This window comes from Gordonia sp. UCD-TK1 (assembly GCF_001691435.1).
In the GTDB taxonomy this organism is placed as follows: domain Bacteria; phylum Actinomycetota; class Actinomycetes; order Mycobacteriales; family Mycobacteriaceae; genus Gordonia; species Gordonia hongkongensis.
This window is the reverse complement of the sequence record NZ_LZMP01000011.1, coordinates 1-16,814: the sequence shown is the minus strand read 5'-3', so window position 1 is coordinate 16,814 and position 16,814 is coordinate 1. Positions and strand designations below refer to the sequence as shown.

16 protein-coding genes are annotated in these 16,814 nt (G+C 70.1%); 14 read left to right on the top strand and 2 right to left on the bottom strand.

Features of this window, described 5'->3' with window-relative positions; all coding sequences use genetic code 11:
- The first annotated feature begins 75 nt into the window (after window positions 1–75).
- The 7 genes from glp (at window position 76) to A9310_RS07920 (ending at window position 8,243) form a co-directional block, all read left to right on the top strand.
- Window positions 76–1,317: a gephyrin-like molybdotransferase Glp gene (gene glp / locus A9310_RS07945; protein ID WP_065630113.1), complete on the top strand. Its 1,242-nt coding sequence runs from the start codon at window positions 76–78 to the stop codon at window positions 1,315–1,317.
- Between the two features lie 104 nt (window positions 1,318–1,421).
- Window positions 1,422–2,153 carry a phosphatidylserine decarboxylase gene (locus A9310_RS07940; protein ID WP_065630112.1) on the top strand — a complete coding sequence of 244 codons (732 nt, stop codon included), beginning with the start codon at window positions 1,422–1,424 and terminating at the stop codon, window positions 2,151–2,153.
- A gap of 26 nt (window positions 2,154–2,179) precedes the next feature.
- On the top strand, window positions 2,180–3,226 hold the full coding sequence (locus A9310_RS07935; RefSeq protein ID WP_238995008.1) for a phosphatidylcholine/phosphatidylserine synthase: 1,047 nt from the start codon (window positions 2,180–2,182) through the stop codon (window positions 3,224–3,226).
- Window positions 3,223–5,517, top strand: coding sequence for an AAA family ATPase (locus A9310_RS07930; protein WP_065630110.1), 2,295 nt, complete (start codon window positions 3,223–3,225; stop codon window positions 5,515–5,517). The genes A9310_RS07935 and A9310_RS07930 overlap by 4 nt, the downstream gene beginning before the upstream one ends.
- A 193-nt stretch (window positions 5,518–5,710) precedes the next feature.
- On the top strand, window positions 5,711–7,390 hold the full coding sequence (locus A9310_RS07925; RefSeq protein WP_065630109.1) for an MDR family MFS transporter: 1,680 nt from the start codon (window positions 5,711–5,713) through the stop codon (window positions 7,388–7,390).
- Window positions 7,387–7,584 carry a universal stress protein gene (locus tag A9310_RS26250; protein WP_254661199.1) on the top strand — a complete coding sequence of 66 codons (198 nt, stop codon included), beginning with the start codon at window positions 7,387–7,389 and terminating at the stop codon, window positions 7,582–7,584. The genes A9310_RS07925 and A9310_RS26250 overlap by 4 nt, the downstream gene beginning before the upstream one ends.
- Window positions 7,585–7,589: 5 nt before the next feature.
- Window positions 7,590–8,243, top strand: coding sequence for a universal stress protein (locus A9310_RS07920; RefSeq protein WP_254661198.1), 654 nt, complete (start codon window positions 7,590–7,592; stop codon window positions 8,241–8,243).
- Window positions 8,244–8,412: 169 nt separating this feature from the next.
- Here A9310_RS07920 and A9310_RS07915 read toward each other — a convergent pair whose 3' ends face one another.
- Window positions 8,413–8,841, bottom strand: a complete 429-nt coding sequence (locus A9310_RS07915) for a hypothetical protein (RefSeq protein WP_058251345.1) — start codon at window positions 8,839–8,841, stop codon at window positions 8,413–8,415.
- A 73-nt stretch (window positions 8,842–8,914) separates the two neighbouring features.
- Here A9310_RS07915 and A9310_RS07910 point away from each other — a divergent pair, with 73 nt between their 5' ends.
- Genes A9310_RS07910 through mnhG form a run of 6 tightly spaced genes read left to right on the top strand, consistent with a single transcriptional unit; the run spans window position 8,915 to window position 15,707 of the window.
- The gene (locus A9310_RS07910) at window positions 8,915–11,860 is read left to right on the top strand and encodes a Na+/H+ antiporter subunit A (protein WP_065630108.1); all 2,946 of its coding nucleotides are present in this window, start codon (window positions 8,915–8,917) and stop codon (window positions 11,858–11,860) included.
- Complete coding sequence (locus A9310_RS07905; protein WP_065630107.1) at window positions 11,857–12,651, top strand: Na(+)/H(+) antiporter subunit C; 795 nt, start codon at window positions 11,857–11,859, stop codon at window positions 12,649–12,651. The genes A9310_RS07910 and A9310_RS07905 overlap by 4 nt, the downstream gene beginning before the upstream one ends.
- On the top strand, window positions 12,648–14,264 hold the full coding sequence (locus A9310_RS07900; RefSeq protein ID WP_058251348.1) for a Na+/H+ antiporter subunit D: 1,617 nt from the start codon (window positions 12,648–12,650) through the stop codon (window positions 14,262–14,264). Before A9310_RS07905 ends, A9310_RS07900 begins: the two co-directional genes overlap by 4 nt.
- Window positions 14,261–15,118: a Na+/H+ antiporter subunit E gene (locus A9310_RS07895; protein WP_065630106.1), complete on the top strand. Its 858-nt coding sequence runs from the start codon at window positions 14,261–14,263 to the stop codon at window positions 15,116–15,118. Before A9310_RS07900 ends, A9310_RS07895 begins: the two co-directional genes overlap by 4 nt.
- A complete protein-coding gene (locus A9310_RS07890; protein ID WP_058251350.1) occupies window positions 15,115–15,378 on the top strand; it encodes a monovalent cation/H+ antiporter complex subunit F in 264 nt (87 codons plus the stop codon). Before A9310_RS07895 ends, A9310_RS07890 begins: the two co-directional genes overlap by 4 nt.
- The gene (gene mnhG / locus A9310_RS07885; protein WP_065630105.1) at window positions 15,375–15,707 is read left to right on the top strand and encodes a monovalent cation/H(+) antiporter subunit G; all 333 of its coding nucleotides are present in this window, start codon (window positions 15,375–15,377) and stop codon (window positions 15,705–15,707) included. Before A9310_RS07890 ends, mnhG begins: the two co-directional genes overlap by 4 nt.
- Here the strand turns inward: mnhG and A9310_RS07880 are convergent.
- On the bottom strand, window positions 15,667–16,311 hold the full coding sequence (locus A9310_RS07880) for a TetR/AcrR family transcriptional regulator (protein ID WP_065630104.1): 645 nt from the start codon (window positions 16,309–16,311) through the stop codon (window positions 15,667–15,669). The two genes, mnhG and A9310_RS07880, sit on opposite strands and share 41 nt — an antisense overlap.
- A 96-nt stretch (window positions 16,312–16,407) precedes the next feature.
- Here A9310_RS07880 and A9310_RS07875 point away from each other — a divergent pair.
- Window positions 16,408–16,814: DUF1304 domain-containing protein (locus A9310_RS07875; RefSeq protein WP_065630103.1), on the top strand; the 407-nt coding region annotated here is incomplete at its 3' end.

Below are 16,814 nucleotides of genomic sequence, written 5' to 3'. Positions count from 1 at the left end.
GCGGCGTCGCAGGACGGCCCGGTCACCTGCCGGGACGGCGGCATGGTCTCCGTCGACACCTGGCATGCTGAGCGGATGCGTACCGTCGTAGAACATCAGCGCATCGTCGCGGCGTTGTTCGGCCCCGCCGAACCGTCGGAGATCGCAGTACCCGAATCGCTGGGTCTCGCCACGTTCACCGACGTCGACGCCCCGCTGTCGCTGCCCGGCTTCGACAACTCCGCGATGGACGGATTCGCGGTCCGCGCCGACGATCTCGCGGACGCGAGCACCGACGCCCCGGTCACCCTGCCGGTGGCCGCGGACATCCCCGCCGGCCGCACCGACGACCTCACTCTCGAGCCGGGCACCGCGCACCGCATCATGACCGGCGCCCCGATGCCCGCGGGCGCCGACGCGGTGGTCCCGGTCGAACTGACCGACGCCGTGGTGGGCCCGGTCGCCGCGGCGCCGACCGTCACGTTCACCGCCGCACCCGAGCGCGGCAGGCACATCCGGCGCGGCGGCTCCGACATCGAGGCCGGCACCCGGGCGCTGCCGGCCGGCACGGTGATCGGCGCACCGCAGATCGGCCTGCTCGCCGCACTGGGCCTCGCCGAGATCACCGTCGCCCGGCGGCTGCGGGTCGTCGTGCTGTCCACCGGTTCTGAACTCGTCGAACCCGGAAAACCGTTGCGCCACGGTCAGATCTATGAGTCGAACGGCGCGATGCTGACCGCCGCGGTCATCGAGGCCGGCGCGGCCGGCCGTCACCTGCACTTCGTGCCCGACAACACCGCGGACTTCGCCGCGCGGCTCGACGAGGTCGCCGACGACGCCGATCTGATCATCACCTCGGGCGGTGTCAGCGCCGGCGCCTTCGAGGTGGTGAAGGACGCACTGTCGGCGACCGGGACCGTCGAGTTCGTGAAGGTTGCGATGCAGCCGGGCATGCCCCAGGGGTGCGGCCACTTCCCCTCCTCCCGCGGCCGGCGCGTGCCGATCATCACGCTGCCGGGAAATCCCGTCAGTGCACTCGTGTCCTTCGAGGTCTTCATCCGGCCCGCGCTGCGGGCCGCGATGTCACTGCCCGCCGACCGGGAACGAATCCGAGCTCGTCTCGGTGCCGACATCCGCTCACCCCGCGGCAAACGACAGTTCCTGCGGGGCGTGCTCGACGCCGGGCCTCGCGACGGGGTGGTCGGGGTGGACCCGATCGGCCCGCCGGCGTCCCATCACCTGCGCTACCTCGCCGAGGCCGACGCGCTCATCGACGTCCCCGCCGACGTCGAGGCGGTCGAGGCGGGCACCCTGGTGGACGTGCTGGTCCTGCGCTGACGACGAGGTCTCCGGGCGCGGCGCTCTAGAGTGGACGCCGATGCACCCGGCGATGCGGTGCGCACCATTTATCCGGCCTGGACACAGGCCAGAGGAGGTTGATCGTGGCCCGACGTCCGCGTCCGGACGGCTCCGGTGACACCGGCCGTGTCGCCCATTTTCTCGATCTGGCCCGAGAGACCATCCCTCCGATCCACCCGGCGGGTGTGCCGTTCGTCGCCGCGCCCGCCGCCGTCGCGCTCCTCGGGCGTCGACACCGCTGGATCGCCCGACCGGCCGCGCTGACCGCCGGCGCGTGCGCTGCTTTCTTCCGGCATCCGAAGCGGGTCACCCCCACCGAGCCCGGTGTGGTCGTCGCCCCCGCGGACGGGACCATCGCCCTGGTCGACGAGGCCGTCCCGCCCGCCGAGTCCGGCCTGGGCACACAGCCGCTGCCCCGGGTCTCGACCTTCCTGTCGATCTTCGACGTCCACGTGCAGCGCGTGCCGATCGCGGGCACGGTGACCACCGTGACCCACACGCCCGGCGCGTTCGTCTCCGCCGACCTCCCCGAGGCCAGCCGCGACAACGAGCGCACCACGATGACCATCCGCACCACCGCCGAAGGCGGCACGCCCGGGCCCGAGCTGGCCGTCGTGCAGATCGCCGGTCTCGTCGCCCGTCGGATCGTGTGCGAGCCGTCGGTCGGGGACTCGCTGACGATCGGCGAGACCTACGGGCTTATCCGATTCGGATCGCGCGTAGACGTCTACTTCCCGGCCGGCACCCGGCCCCGCGTCTCGGTCGGCCAGCGCGCGGTCGGCGGCGAGACCCCGTTCGCGTACCTGGATCAGTGAACTCCGGCCCGGTGAACCCGACCGACATGACCTCACCCGGCACGAACCCCGGCCGGCGACGCCCCGGCTCGCGCACTGCGCGCAACCCGACCGCGCGCTCGGCCAGCCGGCACGCACAGACACATCCGGTTCCGCGGGAGCCGGAGCGCCGGCGTCTGCGGCGCCAGGCACAGGCCAGCCGCATCGTCATCCCGTCGTCGCTGACGATCCTCGCGATCTGCGCGGGCCTGACGGCCATGCGGTCGGCGATCAACGGCGACGTCGACACCGCGATGGCTCTCCTGGTCGCGGCCGCGTTCCTCGACGGCATCGACGGTCGGGTCGCACGCCTGATGGGAGCCACGAGCCGGATCGGCGCCGAGATCGACTCGCTGGCCGACGCGATCAACTTCGGTGTGGTGCCGGCGATGATCATCTACTTCTACTTCATCGACGGGCATGACCTCGGCTGGGTGCTCGCACTGATCTACTGCTGCGCCATCGTCCTGCGCCTCGCGAGGTTCAACACCCTGCTCGACGACGACGAGGCACCCGCGTACACCAAGGATTTCTTCGTCGGTGTCCCCGCGCCCGCCGCGGCGATCTGCGCGCTCCTGCCCATCGGGCTGGAGCAACAGTTCGGCGACGGGTGGTGGACGTCGCTGCCGGCCGTCGGCGGGTGGCTGATCTTCGTCGCCTTCCTGGCCGTCAGTCGCGTCCCGACGTCCTCGCTGAAGACCGCGTCGATCCCGGCCCGCGCGGTGGCCGGCCTACTGGTGCTGGTCGCCGCGGCCGCGGCGCTGCTGGTGACTTTCCCGTACGTGCTGATGATGATCGCCATCGCCGGATACGTCCTGCACATCCCGTACGCGTGGCGCGCACGTCGCTGGGTCGCCTCCCGGCCCGAGCACTGGGACGACAAACCGGCCGAACGTCGTGCCCAGCGTCGCGCCCTGCGCACGGCGTCGCCCGGGGGCCGGCGCCGGCGGCCGGTCCTCAACTCCCTCGGCCGCATGGGCCTGAACCGTCCCACCGGCCCCGGCCGGTCCGTGGTCGGCGCGCCCGGCGAGACGACCGAAAGCGAACCCGAATGAGCACACCGGCCTCCCTCACGCTGACCGCGCGGCACAATCCCTCGGCGACCGAGGCGCGGCGCGGCATCATCCGCGTGCATCCCGAGGTGTTGACGGCCCTCTCGCTGCGGGAATGGGACGCGGTGTCGATCACCGGCGCACGGGTCACCGCCGCCGTGGTGGCCGCGACCGAGGCCTCCGCGCCGACCGGCGTCGCCCTCCTCGACGAGATCGCCTTCTCCAACGCCGGCGTCCGCGAGAACTCGACGGTCGTGCTGGCGCCCGTTGAGGTGCAGGGCGCGAGCCGGGTGGTGGTGAGCGGTTCGGCGCTGGCCACCCAGTCGATCACCGAGTCGACGCTGCGCCGCGCGCTGCTGGGGAAGGTCTTGTCCGTCGGTGACGCCGTCTCGCTGCTCCCCCGCGACCTCGGCCCCGAACTCGCCGCGACCGAGGCCACGCGCGCCCTGGCCCGGTCGGTCGGGATCACCTGGACCACCGAGCTGCTGACCGTCACCGCCACCGAGCCCGGGCCACCCGCGGGCGGTCCGGCGTCGACGCCGGTGAGCGTGCAGACCAACACCGCCGTGCTGTGGTCGACGACTGCGGGCGAGGTGCCGCCCCTCGTCGACCGGACCGGTCCGGGGTCACCCCGGATCCCCGGCGCCCTCGGCATGGTGTCGGAGTCCGACTCCCGCCCGCGGCCGGCCGCCGCGCCCAGCCCGGTCCGCGAGCCCGCCCGGGAGCCCGAGATCCCGGTCCGGCCGGTGTCGGAGCTGGTCGGCGTGGACTCCCAGATCACCAAGCTCACCGAGTGGCTCACCATCACCCTCGACGAGCCGGAGGTGCTGCGCACGCTCGGTGCGACACCGCGTCTCGGCGTCCTGGTCACCGGCCCGGCCGGCGGCGGCAAGGCGACCTTCGTGCGTTCGGTGTGCGCGTCGCGCACGCTGGTGACCATCGACGGTCCGACGGTCGGCGCGACGGAGGCCAACACCCGCCTGCGGACGGTCGCCGACGCGGTGGCCCGCACCCGGGCGGCCGCCGGGGTCCTGCTGATCACCGACGTCGACGCGCTGTTACCCGCCGAACCCGAGCCCGTCGCCGCACTGATCCTCGACGAACTGCGTTCCGGCATCGCCGACGGCCGCATCGCACTCATCGCGACCACCGCCGAACCGGTACGCCTCGACGCCCGGTTGCGCGACCCGTCGCTCTGCGACCGGGAACTGGTCATCGGCCTCCCCGACGCCGCGACCCGGGCGCGGTTGCTCTCGGCGATCCTGTCGAACGTCCCGACCGACGGCGACCTCGACCTCACGTCGGTCGCCTCGCGCACCCCCGGTTTCGTCGCCGGGGATCTCGCCGCGCTGGCCCGCGAGGCCGCGCKGCGCGCCGCGACGCGCGCGAGTGCCGAGAAGTCCGCGCCGTCGCTGCGCACCGAGGATCTCGTCGGCGCCCTCGACGTCATCCGGCCGGTGTCCCGCTCGGATTCCCCCGAAGTCGCGCTTGGCTCGATCACCCTCGCCGACGTCGGCGACATGGTCGAGACGAAACAGGCTCTGACCGAAGCGGTCCTGTGGCCGCTGCAACACCCCGACACCTTCGCCCGGCTCGGCGTCGACCCGCCGCGTGGGGTGCTGCTGTTCGGCCCGCCGGGCTGCGGCAAGACCTTCGTCGTCCGCGCGCTCGCGGCGTCGGGTCAGCTGTCGGTGCACACGGTCAAGGGCGCCGAGCTGATGGACAAGTGGGTCGGGTCGTCGGAGAAGGCGGTGCGGGATCTGTTCGCCCGTGCCCGCGAGTCGGCGCCCTCGCTGATCTTCCTGGACGAGGTCGACGCGCTGGCCCCGCGCCGCGGTCAGTCCACCGACTCCGGTGTCGGCGACCGGGTGGTCGCCGCGCTGCTCACCGAACTCGACGGCGTCGAACCACTCCAGGACGTCGTGGTGCTCGGTGCGACGAACCGGCCCGACCTCATCGACCCGGCGCTTCTGCGGCCCGGGCGACTGGAACGGCTCGTCTTCGTGCCGCCGCCGGACGCCGACGCCCGCGGCGACATCCTGCGCGCCACCGGGCGCGACGTCCCGCTCGACGGAGTCGACCTCGACGAGCTGGCCGGCGACCTCGAGGGCTACTCGGCGGCCGACTGTTCGGCCCTGCTGCGCGAGGCCGCCCTGTCGGCGATGCGCCGGGACATCGACGCCGCCGCGGTCACCGTGGCCGACGTCGAGGAGGCCCGCAAGCGGGTTCGGCCGTCGCTCGATCCCGCGCAGGTCGCCGACCTCAAGGCCTACGCCGAGCGTCGGCTCGACTGAGCACCGCCGAGCCTCCCTCGGCCACCGGGTGAGTCCCGGAACACACCCGGAATAACCTCCGATAGTTGTTGGTTGCAACCATCACGACTTATGGTTGCATCAATCAACCAATCGGGTGCGCCACCGCGCGCGCCGATTCGCCGCCCGCCCGTCTCCTCGTCGCGGGCAGCTCTCTTTCTCGGAGGTTTGCCATATGAGTGCACCCGCGTCCGCGATGGCGCCGGCCGAAGACGTGCCGATGACGCATCGTCAGAAGATCGAGGCCCTCATCGGCCTCCTGCTCGGCATGTTCGTCGCGTTCCTGTCGTCGACCGTGGTGTCCAACGCCCTGCCGACGATCACCACCGACCTGCACGGCACCCAGGACCAGTACACCTGGGTCATCACCGCGACCCTGCTCGCGTCCACCGCGACCACGCCCATCTGGGGCAAGTTCGCCGACCTGGTCAGCAAGAAGCTGCTGGTCCAGGGCGCGCTGTTCCTGTTCACCCTGGGTTCGGTCCTCGCCGGGCTCTCCACCTCGGTCGACATGCTGATCGGCTTCCGCGTCATCCAGGGCCTGGGCCTCGGCGGCCTGCAGGCGCTGGTCGTGATCGTCGTCGCGACGATGTTCAGCCCGCGCGAACGCGGCCGCTACCAGGGCCCGATGGCCGCGGTGATGTCCGTCGCGACCGTCGCCGGTCCGCTCATCGGCGGCGTCATCGTCGACACCAGCTGGCTCGGCTGGCGCTGGACGTTCTACGTCTGCGTCCCGCTCGCCGTCATCGCCCTACTCGTCATCCAGCGCACGCTGAACGTCCCGGTGGTCCGCAAGAAGGTCAGCATCGACTACCTCGGCGCCGCCCTCATCGCCTCGGGCGTCAGCACCCTGCTCATCTGGGTCACCTTGGCGGGCAAGAACTTCGACTGGGCGTCGATGACCTCGTACGGACTGGTGGCACTCGGAGTCGCGCTGCTCGCCGCAGCCGTCTTCGTCGAGTCCAGGGTGTCCAGCCCGATCATCCCGCTGCACATCTTCCGCGACCGCACCACGGCCCTGGCGACTGTCGCCAGCGTCGGCGTCGGTGTCGCCCTGTTCGGCGGCGCTGTGTTCCTCGGGCAGTACTTCCAGATCGCGCGCGGCTACTCGCCGACCGCGGCGGGCCTGCTGACGCTGCCGATGGTCATCGGCTCGATGCTCTCGGCGACCGTGTCGGGCAACCTAATCACCAGGTACGGGCGGTGGAAGCGATTCCTCGTGGCCGGTGCCGCGATGATGACGATCGGCTTCGGCCTGCTCGCGACGATCGACGCCCACACCGACATGGTCGTGGTCGGTGTATTCCTCTTCGTCCTGGGCTGCGGCATGGGTATGACGATGCAGAACCTGGTCCTCGCGGTGCAGAACAACGTCAGCCCCGACAACCTCGGCGCGGCGACCTCGACGGTCACCTTCTTCCGTTCCCTCGGTGGCGCGGCGGGTGTCTCGGTGCTCGGCGCGGTTCTGTCCAACCACGTCACCGACCTCATCGCGAAGGGGCTCGGCGCACTCGGCATCGGCGCCGGCGCATCCGGTGGCGGCAGTGCCGGCCKGGCCAATCTGAACGAGCTGCCGGCTCCGATCGCGGCCATCGTCCGCGGCGCCTACGGCGACGGGACCGCCCGGGTCTTCCTCGTCGCGGCCGTCATGGCGGCGCTGAGCTTCCTCGCCATCGCGTTCATCAAGGAGGTTGCGCTGAAGACGATGAGCAGCGACGAGGAGCGCCGCGCGCAGGAGGCGGCGGTCGCCGACGTCGCCGTGCCCGCAGCTGTGGCACCGTCGACGGTCGGTCCCGTCGCGGACGACGCCATCGCCGGCGAGACGCGGACGGGCGACGCCACCCGCGCCCGATGAACACCATCGCCGTCGGGGTCGATCTGAGTCCCGAATCCGAGGCGGCCGCTCACTGGGCGGCCGCCTCGGCCCGCGACGGGGACCGCCTGCTACTGATCCACGGATTCGCGGCAGCCTTGCGCTGCAACCACTCAGCGAGTTCGAACTCGACTTCGACGTCACCGCCACGCGGCAAGCAGCTGCCGCCCACCTGACCGCGGTGGCCGGCCGTCTCGGCACCCGACATCCGGGCCTGCGCATCGAGACCGTCGTCGAACACGACTTCGCGATACCCCTGCTCACCAGGCTGTCGGGTCAGGTCGATCTGATGGTCCTCGGCCATCATCGACCCGGCCTCATCGAACGCCTCACCACCGGGAGCATCAGCTCCGCGCTCTCGGCCCGGTCGCGATGCCCGGTCGTGACGGTTCCGTACGGCAACCTCGCGACGGGCGGTCCGGTCGTCGCGGCCATCGATGCCGACGCCCCGTCCGACCTCGCGCTGTCGACCGCCTTCGAGTACGCCGATGCCACCGGCAACCCCGTGGCGATCGTGTGCGCGATCCCCGACGACGCCCCGCCCGCTCGGATCGAAGCGCTGTACGCGCGAGCCGACGCGCTGCTCGACCCCTGGCGCCGACGCTTCCCCGACCGCGACACGACGCTGCAGTTGGTGAACGGCAACCCGTCGAGGGCCGTCGGCGAGGCGGTTCCGCAGGCGTCGCTGCTCGTCGTCACCCGGCCACGCGCGGGAAGCACCTTCGCGACCTGGGCGGGGTCGGTGGCGCGCGCCGCTCAGCACCACACGCGATGCCCGATCGCGATCGTCGATCACAGTCGGTCCGGTCACCTCGACCGCGGGTCGACGAGCTAGTGGTGTGTCTCGGAAATAGGTGGCCGGTATCCGGTGGAGCGATCGTGTTCTGGCAAGGCGGAGGAGGGAGGGATAGCGGAGCTATCTCGACCGACGACAACGCAGCCAGGCGCCGATCGAGCGCCTGAGACCAGTCGCTTATTTCCGAGACACACCACTAGTGCGATGCCTACTCCACGTTGACCAGATAGAAGACCGACGACCCACCGCCCGCGGCCTGCGGGGACGCGCCGATCTGGACCCAGTAGGTCGAACCCTCCTTGGTCGCCGACAGCACGACGACCGATTGTCCACCCTCGGTCGAACGGTGCGATTCGACGTAACCGGCCTCGGTGAGCGTCTCGGTCGCGGCCTCGAGCTGATTGCCCGCGTTGGCCGGGCCCTGCACCGCGACCTCCCAACCGTCGGAGCGACTGCCGCTCGCCGAGAGCACGTGACCGTCGATGAGCGGGACCTGCGCGGCCGGGAAATCCGACGGCAACGGGACGCCGTCCGGTCCGGCCTGCTCCTCGTCCGCACAACCCACGACGAGGCCGAACACCAGCAGGACAGCGGCGATGCTGACGGCGGTACGCCGGAGCCAGTCGAACCGGAACATACGGGCAACGGTAAAGTAGCCACCGCGGGTGCTCGCCCGTGACACCCCGCCGGGAGAAAGACGGAGTGCCCTTTTGATCTCTGTATTGGCTGCGTTGGCAGTGTGCGCACTCGTCGCGCCCGCAGTCATCCATTGGATGGGTACCCGCGGTTTCTACGTTCTCGCACTGGCGCCCCTCGGCGCACTGATCTGGGTCGTGCTCAACTGGCCGCCGGCCGATGCGGCTGCCGCCCGCGTCGAGACGGTCAGCTGGGTCCCATCACTCCAGATGGACATCGCCACCCGCTTCGACACCCTGACCGCGATCCTGTCGGTGCTGATCCTCGGGGTCGGTGCGCTCGTCCTCTGCTACTGCGCCCACTACTTCGACGACGCCCGTCCCCGCGTCGCCGTGTTCGGCGGCGAGATGGTCGCGTTCGCCGCGGCCATGTTCGGCCTCGTCATCTCCGACAACATGCTGGTGCTGTATGTGTTCTGGGAGCTCACGACCGTGCTCTCGTTCATGCTGGTCGGCTTCTACGGGGTGCGCGCGACGGCTCGACGGTCCGCCACCCAGGCGCTGCTGGTCACCACGTTCGGCGGTCTGGCCATGCTCGTCGGCATCATCATGCTGGGCGAGCGGTCGGGCACCTACCTGCTGTCGGAGATCGTCTCGGCACCGCCGACCGGCGTCTACGTCGACATCGCAGTGGTCCTGCTGCTGATCGGCGCGCTCACCAAATCGGCCATCGTCCCGTTCCACTTCTGGCTGCCCGGCGCCATGGCCGCACCGACCCCGGTCAGCGCGTACCTGCACGCGGCCGCGATGGTCAAGGCCGGCATCTACCTCATCGCCCGTCTCGCCCCCGCCTTCTCGGTGACGATCAGTTGGCAGATCGCCGTGGTGGGGCTCGGCCTGGTGACGATGGTGCTCGGCGGATGGCGCTCGCTGCGCGAGCTCGACCTCAAACTCATCCTCGCGTTCGGCACGGTGTCCCAGCTCGGCTTCATGGCCGTGCTGGTCGGCATCGGCGACGCGAACGTCGCCATGGCGGGCATCGCGATGCTCGTCGCGCACGCGCTGTTCAAAGCGTCGCTGTTCATGGTCGTCGGCATCATCGACCACTCCACCGGCACCCGCGATGTCCGCAAACTCGCCCGGCTCGGCCATCGTCTCCCGGGGCTGGCGATCACCGCCGCGGTCGCCGGGGCGAGCATGGCCGGCATCCCCGTCACCCTCGGATTCGTCGGCAAGGAAACAGCTTTCGCCTCGGTGTGGGAGACCGGGGCGTTCGTCTCGTGGCAGGCCCACGCCGTCGACATCATCCTGCTCGTCGGCTCGATCATCACCTGTGCCTACACGCTCCGTTTCCTGTGGGGCGCGTTCGGCCGCAAGGTGCGCAGCACCCCGAGTCCGGCGGTCGCCAAGATGCACCCGCCGAAGTGGCCCTTCTACTTCTCGCCCGTGGCGCTCGCCGCGGCCGGTGTGGCGGCCGGTGTGTTCAGCCCGCAGCTAGGCGCTCTCTTCGAGCCGTACGCCGAGACCCTCGACGGGTACGGGCACGAACTCGAGCATCTCGCTCTGTGGCACGGGTTCGGCCTGCCCGTCGTGTTCTCGATCATCGTCATCGTCGGCGGCGCCCTGCTGTTCCTCGGTATCCGCCGGGTCCGCGACCGCGTCTTCGGCTTCCGCCCGCTGGTGAACGCCGACCGCATCTACGACGCGACGCTGCGCGGAGCCGACACCCTGTCGCTGCTGCTGACGCGCAACACCCAGCGCGGTTCGCTCCCGGTCACCCAGGGGGTCATCCTGTGCACCGCGATCCTGCTGCCGACCATCGTGCTGTTCGCCGGCGCTCGCGACCGACTGGAGATCGACTTCGACGCCAAGCCGGTCCAGCTGGTGATCGGCGGGTGCATCGTCGCCGCGTCGTTGGCCGCCGTGCTGCTGCGTAACCGCCTCGCCGCGACGCTCGTCGTCGGGATCACCGGCTACGGCTGCGCGATGCTGTTCGCGCTGTACGGCGCCCCCGACCTCGCGCTCACCCAGTTCCTCGTCGAGACGCTCACCCTGGTCATCTTCGTGCTGGTACTGCGCAAGCTGCCCGCCGAACCGGAGAAGCGGCACGCCACCGGGTTCAAGCCGCTGCGCGCCCTCATCGGACTCGCCTTCGGCGCGATGCTGGTCCTGATCGGGTTGTTCGCGGCGTCCGCCCGCTCGACCGAACCGCTGCACGTCGACCTGCCCGAGGCCGCCTACAAGTACGGCCACGGCGCCAACGCGGTCAACGTCCTGCTCGTCGACATCCGCGCCTGGGACACCCTCGGCGAGGTGTCGGTGCTCATCGCGGCCGCCACCGGCGTCGCGTCGATGGTCTTCCGCAACCGCCGCTTCGGGGCGGCGCCGCGGGTGGCCGACGCCGCCCGGCTGCAGGCCGGCGACAACGGGGACGACGACGATCACGTCCCACCGGACCGCACCACGTGGCTCCTCGGTTCCGGACTGCGCGACCCGCGCCACCGGTCGATGGTTCTCGAGGCCACGACGCGATTGCTGTTCCCGACGATGGTCGTGCTGTCGATCTACTTCTTCTACGCCGGCCACAATGCGCCGGGCGGTGGCTTCGCCGGCGGCCTGACGATGGGTCTCGCGCTCGTCCTCCGCTACCTGGCGGGCGGACGCTACGAACTCGGTGAGGCGCTGCCGATCGAGCCCGGCCGCATCCTGGGCGCCGGCCTGGCCGTCTCGGCGACCACGGCGATCGTCTCGATGTTCCTCGGCGCCCCCGCACYCTCGTCGGCKGTCTTCGAGGTCACCGTCCCGGTCCTCGGCGACATCAAGTTCGTGACCGCCCTGTTCTTCGACCTCGGCATCTACCTGATCGTTGTCGGGCTCGTCCTGGACGTGCTGCGAAGTCTCGGCGCGCGTCTCGATGTGGAGACCACGATCGCCCGCACCGCGGCGCGCATCGAGAACTCGCGTGGCGACACCGCGGCGGACGACGCCGCGAGCACCACCGGCGAGCAGGTGAGCCGATGACCACCAATCTCTCGCTGATGCTGGTCATCGGCGCGATGGCGGCGTGCGGCGTGTACCTGCTGATGGAACGCAGTCTGGTCCGGATGCTGTTCGGGCTCCTGCTCGTCGGCAATGCGCTCAACCTGATGATCATCGTCGTGTCGGGCGGCATGGGGAACCCGCCGATCATGGGCCGGTCGTCGGAGAACCGGGCGTCCGACGCCGATCCCCTCGCGCAGGGCATGGTCCTGACCGCGATCGTGATCATGATGGGCGTCGCCGCGTTCGTCCTGGCGCTGGTCTACCGGCTGTTCGTGATCAATCGGGACGACGACGACGTCGAGGACGACGAGGAGGACGTCAAGATCTTGAGCGGATCGCTGGGGACGGCACCCGACCGCGATCGCAGCGACGATCCACTGACCCTCTCCGACACCCCGACCGGCGATCACTTCGACGACAAGGGCAATCCGCTCACCGCGGAGGAGGCCGCCGCCCGGCACGCCGCGCTCTACGAGACCGACATCATGCCGACGGACTCCGACGTCGTCGACGAGATCGGCGGCGCGGAGGAGGAGCCCGACCCCGAGACCTCGGCGCAGACCGCCGCCCGCGAGGACGGGCCCGACGTGTACGGGCCGGGCGAACTCGGTCCCGACGAGGTGGGTCCCAAGTCGGCCGTCGCACCTCCCGACGGGTCCGGCGAGGACGACGCCGACCCCGACGTCATCGACCAGCGCGAGATGCCGGACCGCGACGTGGTCGGGCCGGACAAGAAGAAGCACGGCGACGAGAACGGGGGTGACCGATGACCCCGCAGGAGTCGTGGATCCCCGTCCTGATCACGCTGCCGACGCTGGTGCCGCTGGGCGCTGCCGCCGTCTCGCTGCTGCTCGGCCGCAGCCCCAAGATCCAGCGGGCGGTGTCGATCGTCGCCATCACCGTCGCGTTCGTCGCGTCGTGCCTGATGCTGTACCTGACCGACCGCCACGGGACCTTCGCGGTCGCGATCGGCGGCTGGGGAGACAAGGGCTACCCGAACGGACCGCTCGGGATCACGCTGGTCGTCGACCAGCTCGCGGCCCTGATGCTCGTCGTCTCGACGATCGTGCTGCTGTGCGTCGTCGTGTACGCGATCGGGCAGGGTATCCGTGACGGCACGGCCCAGCAGCCGACATCGATCTTCCTGCCGACCTACCTCATCCTGACCGCGGGTGTCTGCAACGCGTTCCTCGCCGGCGACCTGTTCAACCTGTACGTCTCGTTCGAAATCCTGCTGACCGCGAGCTACGTGCTGCTGACCCTCGGGGCGAGCGCCGAACGTGTCCGCGCGGGCGCGTCGTACGTGATGGTGTCGATGGTGTCGTCGCTGATCTTCCTCGCGGGCATCGCGTTCGCGTACGCGACGACCGGCACCCTCAACCTCGCCGAGATGGCCGTGCGCCTCGACGACGTCCCCGACGGGACCCGCAACGCGCTGTTCGCGGTGCTACTCGTGGCGTTCGGCATCAAGGCCGCGGTGTTCCCGCTGTCGACGTGGCTACCCGACTCCTACCCCACCGCGCCGGCACCCGTCACGGCGGTGTTCGCCGGCCTGCTCACCAAGGTCGGTGTGTACGCGATCGTGCGCGCCCACTCGCTGCTGTTCCCCGGCGGCACGATGGACGCGGTGCTGCTGGTCGCCGGCCTGTTGACGATGCTCGTGGGTATCTTCGGCGCGATCGCCCAGGCCGACATCAAGCGACTGCTGTCGTTCACCCTCGTCAGCCACATCGGCTACATGATCTTCGGCATCGCGCTGTCGTCGGACCTCGGGATGTCGGCGGCGATCTACTACGTCGCCCACCACATCCTCGTGCAGACGACGCTGTTCCTGGTCGTCGGCCTGATCGAACGTCAAGCCGGTTCGGCCTCGCTCCGCCGCCTGGGCGGGCTCATCGCCAGCCCCCTGCTGGCCGTCCTGTTCCTGGTACCCGCGCTGAATCTCGGCGGCATCCCACCGTTCTCCGGTTTCATCGGCAAGGTCGCCCTCCTCGAGGCGGGCACCCAGGACGGGTCCGTGCTGGCCTGGATCCTCGTCGCCGGGTCGGTGGTCACCAGCCTGCTCACCCTCTATGTCATGGCCCGCATCTGGACCAAGGGATTCTGGCGACCGCGCGCCGACGCCCCCGAAGGCGATCTCGCCGACAAGGGCCCGTCCGCACTGATCGACGAGAGTGCCGACGACGCCGCGTTCTCCGACCGTGAGGACGTCGGTCGGATGCCCGTGATGATGGTGCTGCCGACGATGGCGATGGTGGCCGCGGGACTCGTGCTCACCCTCTGGGCCGGGCCGATCTTCGACTTCACCGACCATGCGGCGACCGACGTCGTCGACCGCGCCGTCTACGTCGACGCCGTGCTGGGAGTGGGTGGTACCCGATGAGCGCGCAGGATCGAGCCGACGACCGCGCCCGCGGAGCATCCGCGGCGCCCAAACGGCGGCCGCCGGTCGTCTCGACCAAGGGACCGGTCCTGTCCCTGGTCATCAACGTCTGGCGCGTGTCGCTGCTGTTCGTCTTCTGGCACTTCGTCGGCGCGCTGGTGTGGTTGCGCACGCACACCCGTGTGCCCAGGTGGCTGGGCAGCGACGGCCGCGAGGTCGCGGTCCGGTTGTGGACCATCGCGTGGCTGACGTTCGTCTGGGTCCTGCTGTGGGGCACGCTGTCCTGGGCCAATGTGATCGCAGGGATCGTGCTGGCGATGCTCGTGCTGACCGTGCTGCCGTTGCCGCGGGTCCCGGTCGAGGGCCGTATCCATCCCCTGTCGGTACTGCAGCTCGTCGGCCGTCTGATCGTCGACTTCTTCGTGTCGAGTGTGCAGATCGGCTGGATGGCCATCCGTCCCGGCCGGCCACCGCTGGGCGCCGTGGTACGGGTGCGCGTCGCGATCAAGTCCGACATGGTGCTGACCCTGGCCGTCGACTACCTCAACCTGGTGCCGGGCACCATGGTCCTGGAGATCGACCATCGACGCCGGATGCTCTACGTGCACGTCTTCGACGTCCGTTCGGAGAAGAAGGTGCGGGCCTTCTACGATCAGGTCGCCTATGTCGAGCGGATGTTCATCAAGGCGTTCGAGCGGGACAGCGAATGGCATCCGAGTCCGTTCCACGGCATCGACGAGGACTTCCACCACGTCCGCACGGTGGACCGGTTGGTGGACAACGCCCGGTCGATCGACGACACCGAACCGGAACGTCGACAGGGCGAGCCCGAGCGGGAACGAGGTGACTCATGAGCTACGTCTGGACGATCGCCGCCGCCATGCTGCTCGTCGCCGCGGTGCTGACGATGATCCGCATCCTGCGCGGCCCGACCACGCTCGACCGACTCGTCGCACTCGACGTGCTCATCGCGCTGTGCATGTGCGGCCTGGGGACCTGGGCGGCGTTCAGCCGTGATTCGACGGTGGTCCCGGCGATCGTGGCCCTGGCCCTCCTCAGCTTCGTCGGGTCGGTGTCGATCGCGCGGTTCCGAGTCCGGGACGACCAGACATGATCGTCGACATCGTCAGCGCGACGCTGCTGCTCCTCGGATGCCTGATGGCGGTCACCGCCGCCATCGGCCTGGTCCGCTTCCCGGACACCCTGAGCCGGATGCACGCGGCGACCAAACCGCAGACCTTCGGCCTGCTCCTCATCCTGCTGGGTGCCGTCCTCCGGCTCGGCGACAACGTCGACAGCGGGATGCTGATTCTCGCCGGGCTCTTCGCCCTGATCACCGCGCCCGTCGTGGCGCATCGGATCGGCCGGCTCGCATACCAGGAGCAACGGGCCCGCGACGGGCTCATGGATCAGCGGGACATGGAGTCACCGGACCGGGACTGACTGCGGACCGATCGTCCGACGCCCCTCGCGCCTCACGGACCAGCGCGAGCGCGGTGTCGATGCCCCGGGCGGCTTCCCCGGGAACGACCCGCACGAGCGCGAGTGCGGCGATGACCAGGGCCGTCACGGCGTCGGCGAGGACTGCCTGTCGATCGTCATCAAGCTCGGGCGAGCTGGCCCGCACACCGGACCCCACCGCCCCCCGCAGCTCGTCGCGATAGTCGGCGATGGTCCGAGCGACGGCGGCGTCGCGGCCGATGGGGGCACCGGCGGTGTTGATGAGCAGACAGCCCTCGCACGCCGGGGAGGTGTCATCGGTCAGCGCCGATCGCAGCCCGCTCAGGTAGTTCTCGACGGCGTCAGGCGCAACGGTGCCGCCGGTCAGGGGACGCAGCCGCGGGCGGACCACCTCGTCGAGATAGCTCTGTACGGCGGCGTCGAAGAGACCCCGCTTCGATCCGAAGGCATGGTAGAGACTCGATCGCCCGATTCCGGTCGCCCGTTCCAGGTCGGGGAGCGACGCGCTCTCGTATCCCCGCTGCCAGAAGATCCCGCGGGCGGCCCGGACGACCTCGGTCGTGTCGAACTCCTGAATCCGTCCCATTCGCCGGCCGCCCACCTCTCTGTCGTCGCCCTCCGGTATTTTAGACCGATCGGAACACTATTCTCCGACGGGCCCGTCGACAACGAGGAGTACGAAATGGTCATCGCAGGTCTGGTGCTCGCCGCGATCGCGGCGCTCGTCCACGTCTTCATCTTCTATCTGGAGTCCATCGCATGGACGAGCGCGCGCGCACGCGCGACGTTCGGCACCGGAACGGTGGAACAGGCGAGCGCACAAAAGGAACTGGCGTTCAACCAGGGGTTCTACAACCTGTTCCTCGCGATCGCCGTGTTCGTCGGGATCGCCTTTGTCATCGGCGGATCCATCGCGATCGGCGCAACACTCGTCATCACCGGCACGGCCTCGATGGCGGCCGSGGCACTTGTGCTGGCGCTGTCGAGCCCCGACAAGATCGCGGCCGCCATCGAGGCCGTGCCGGTGATGACGAGTGTTGCGCCGATCGCGATGGATCCGCCGATGACAAAGGCGATCCCGACGAACAC

Excerpts from the sequence above, each read along its gene's own strand:
- glp (WP_065630113.1), top strand. The coding sequence starts at position 76 with ATGCGTACCGTCGTAGAACATCAGCGCATCGTCGCGGCGTTGTTCGGC.
- A9310_RS07935 (WP_238995008.1), top strand. The coding sequence starts at position 2,180 with ATGACCTCACCCGGCACGAACCCCGGCCGGCGACGCCCCGGCTCGCGC.
- A9310_RS26250 (WP_254661199.1), top strand. The coding sequence starts at position 7,387 with ATGAACACCATCGCCGTCGGGGTCGATCTGAGTCCCGAATCCGAGGCG.
- A9310_RS07915 (WP_058251345.1), bottom strand. The coding sequence starts at position 8,841 with ATGTTCCGGTTCGACTGGCTCCGGCGTACCGCCGTCAGCATCGCCGCT.
- A9310_RS07905 (WP_065630107.1), top strand. The coding sequence starts at position 11,857 with ATGACCACCAATCTCTCGCTGATGCTGGTCATCGGCGCGATGGCGGCG.
- A9310_RS07900 (WP_058251348.1), top strand. The coding sequence starts at position 12,648 with ATGACCCCGCAGGAGTCGTGGATCCCCGTCCTGATCACGCTGCCGACG.
- A9310_RS07895 (WP_065630106.1), top strand. The coding sequence starts at position 14,261 with ATGAGCGCGCAGGATCGAGCCGACGACCGCGCCCGCGGAGCATCCGCG.
- A9310_RS07890 (WP_058251350.1), top strand. The coding sequence starts at position 15,115 with ATGAGCTACGTCTGGACGATCGCCGCCGCCATGCTGCTCGTCGCCGCG.
- mnhG (WP_065630105.1), top strand. The coding sequence starts at position 15,375 with ATGATCGTCGACATCGTCAGCGCGACGCTGCTGCTCCTCGGATGCCTG.
- A9310_RS07880 (WP_065630104.1), bottom strand. The coding sequence starts at position 16,311 with ATGGGACGGATTCAGGAGTTCGACACGACCGAGGTCGTCCGGGCCGCC.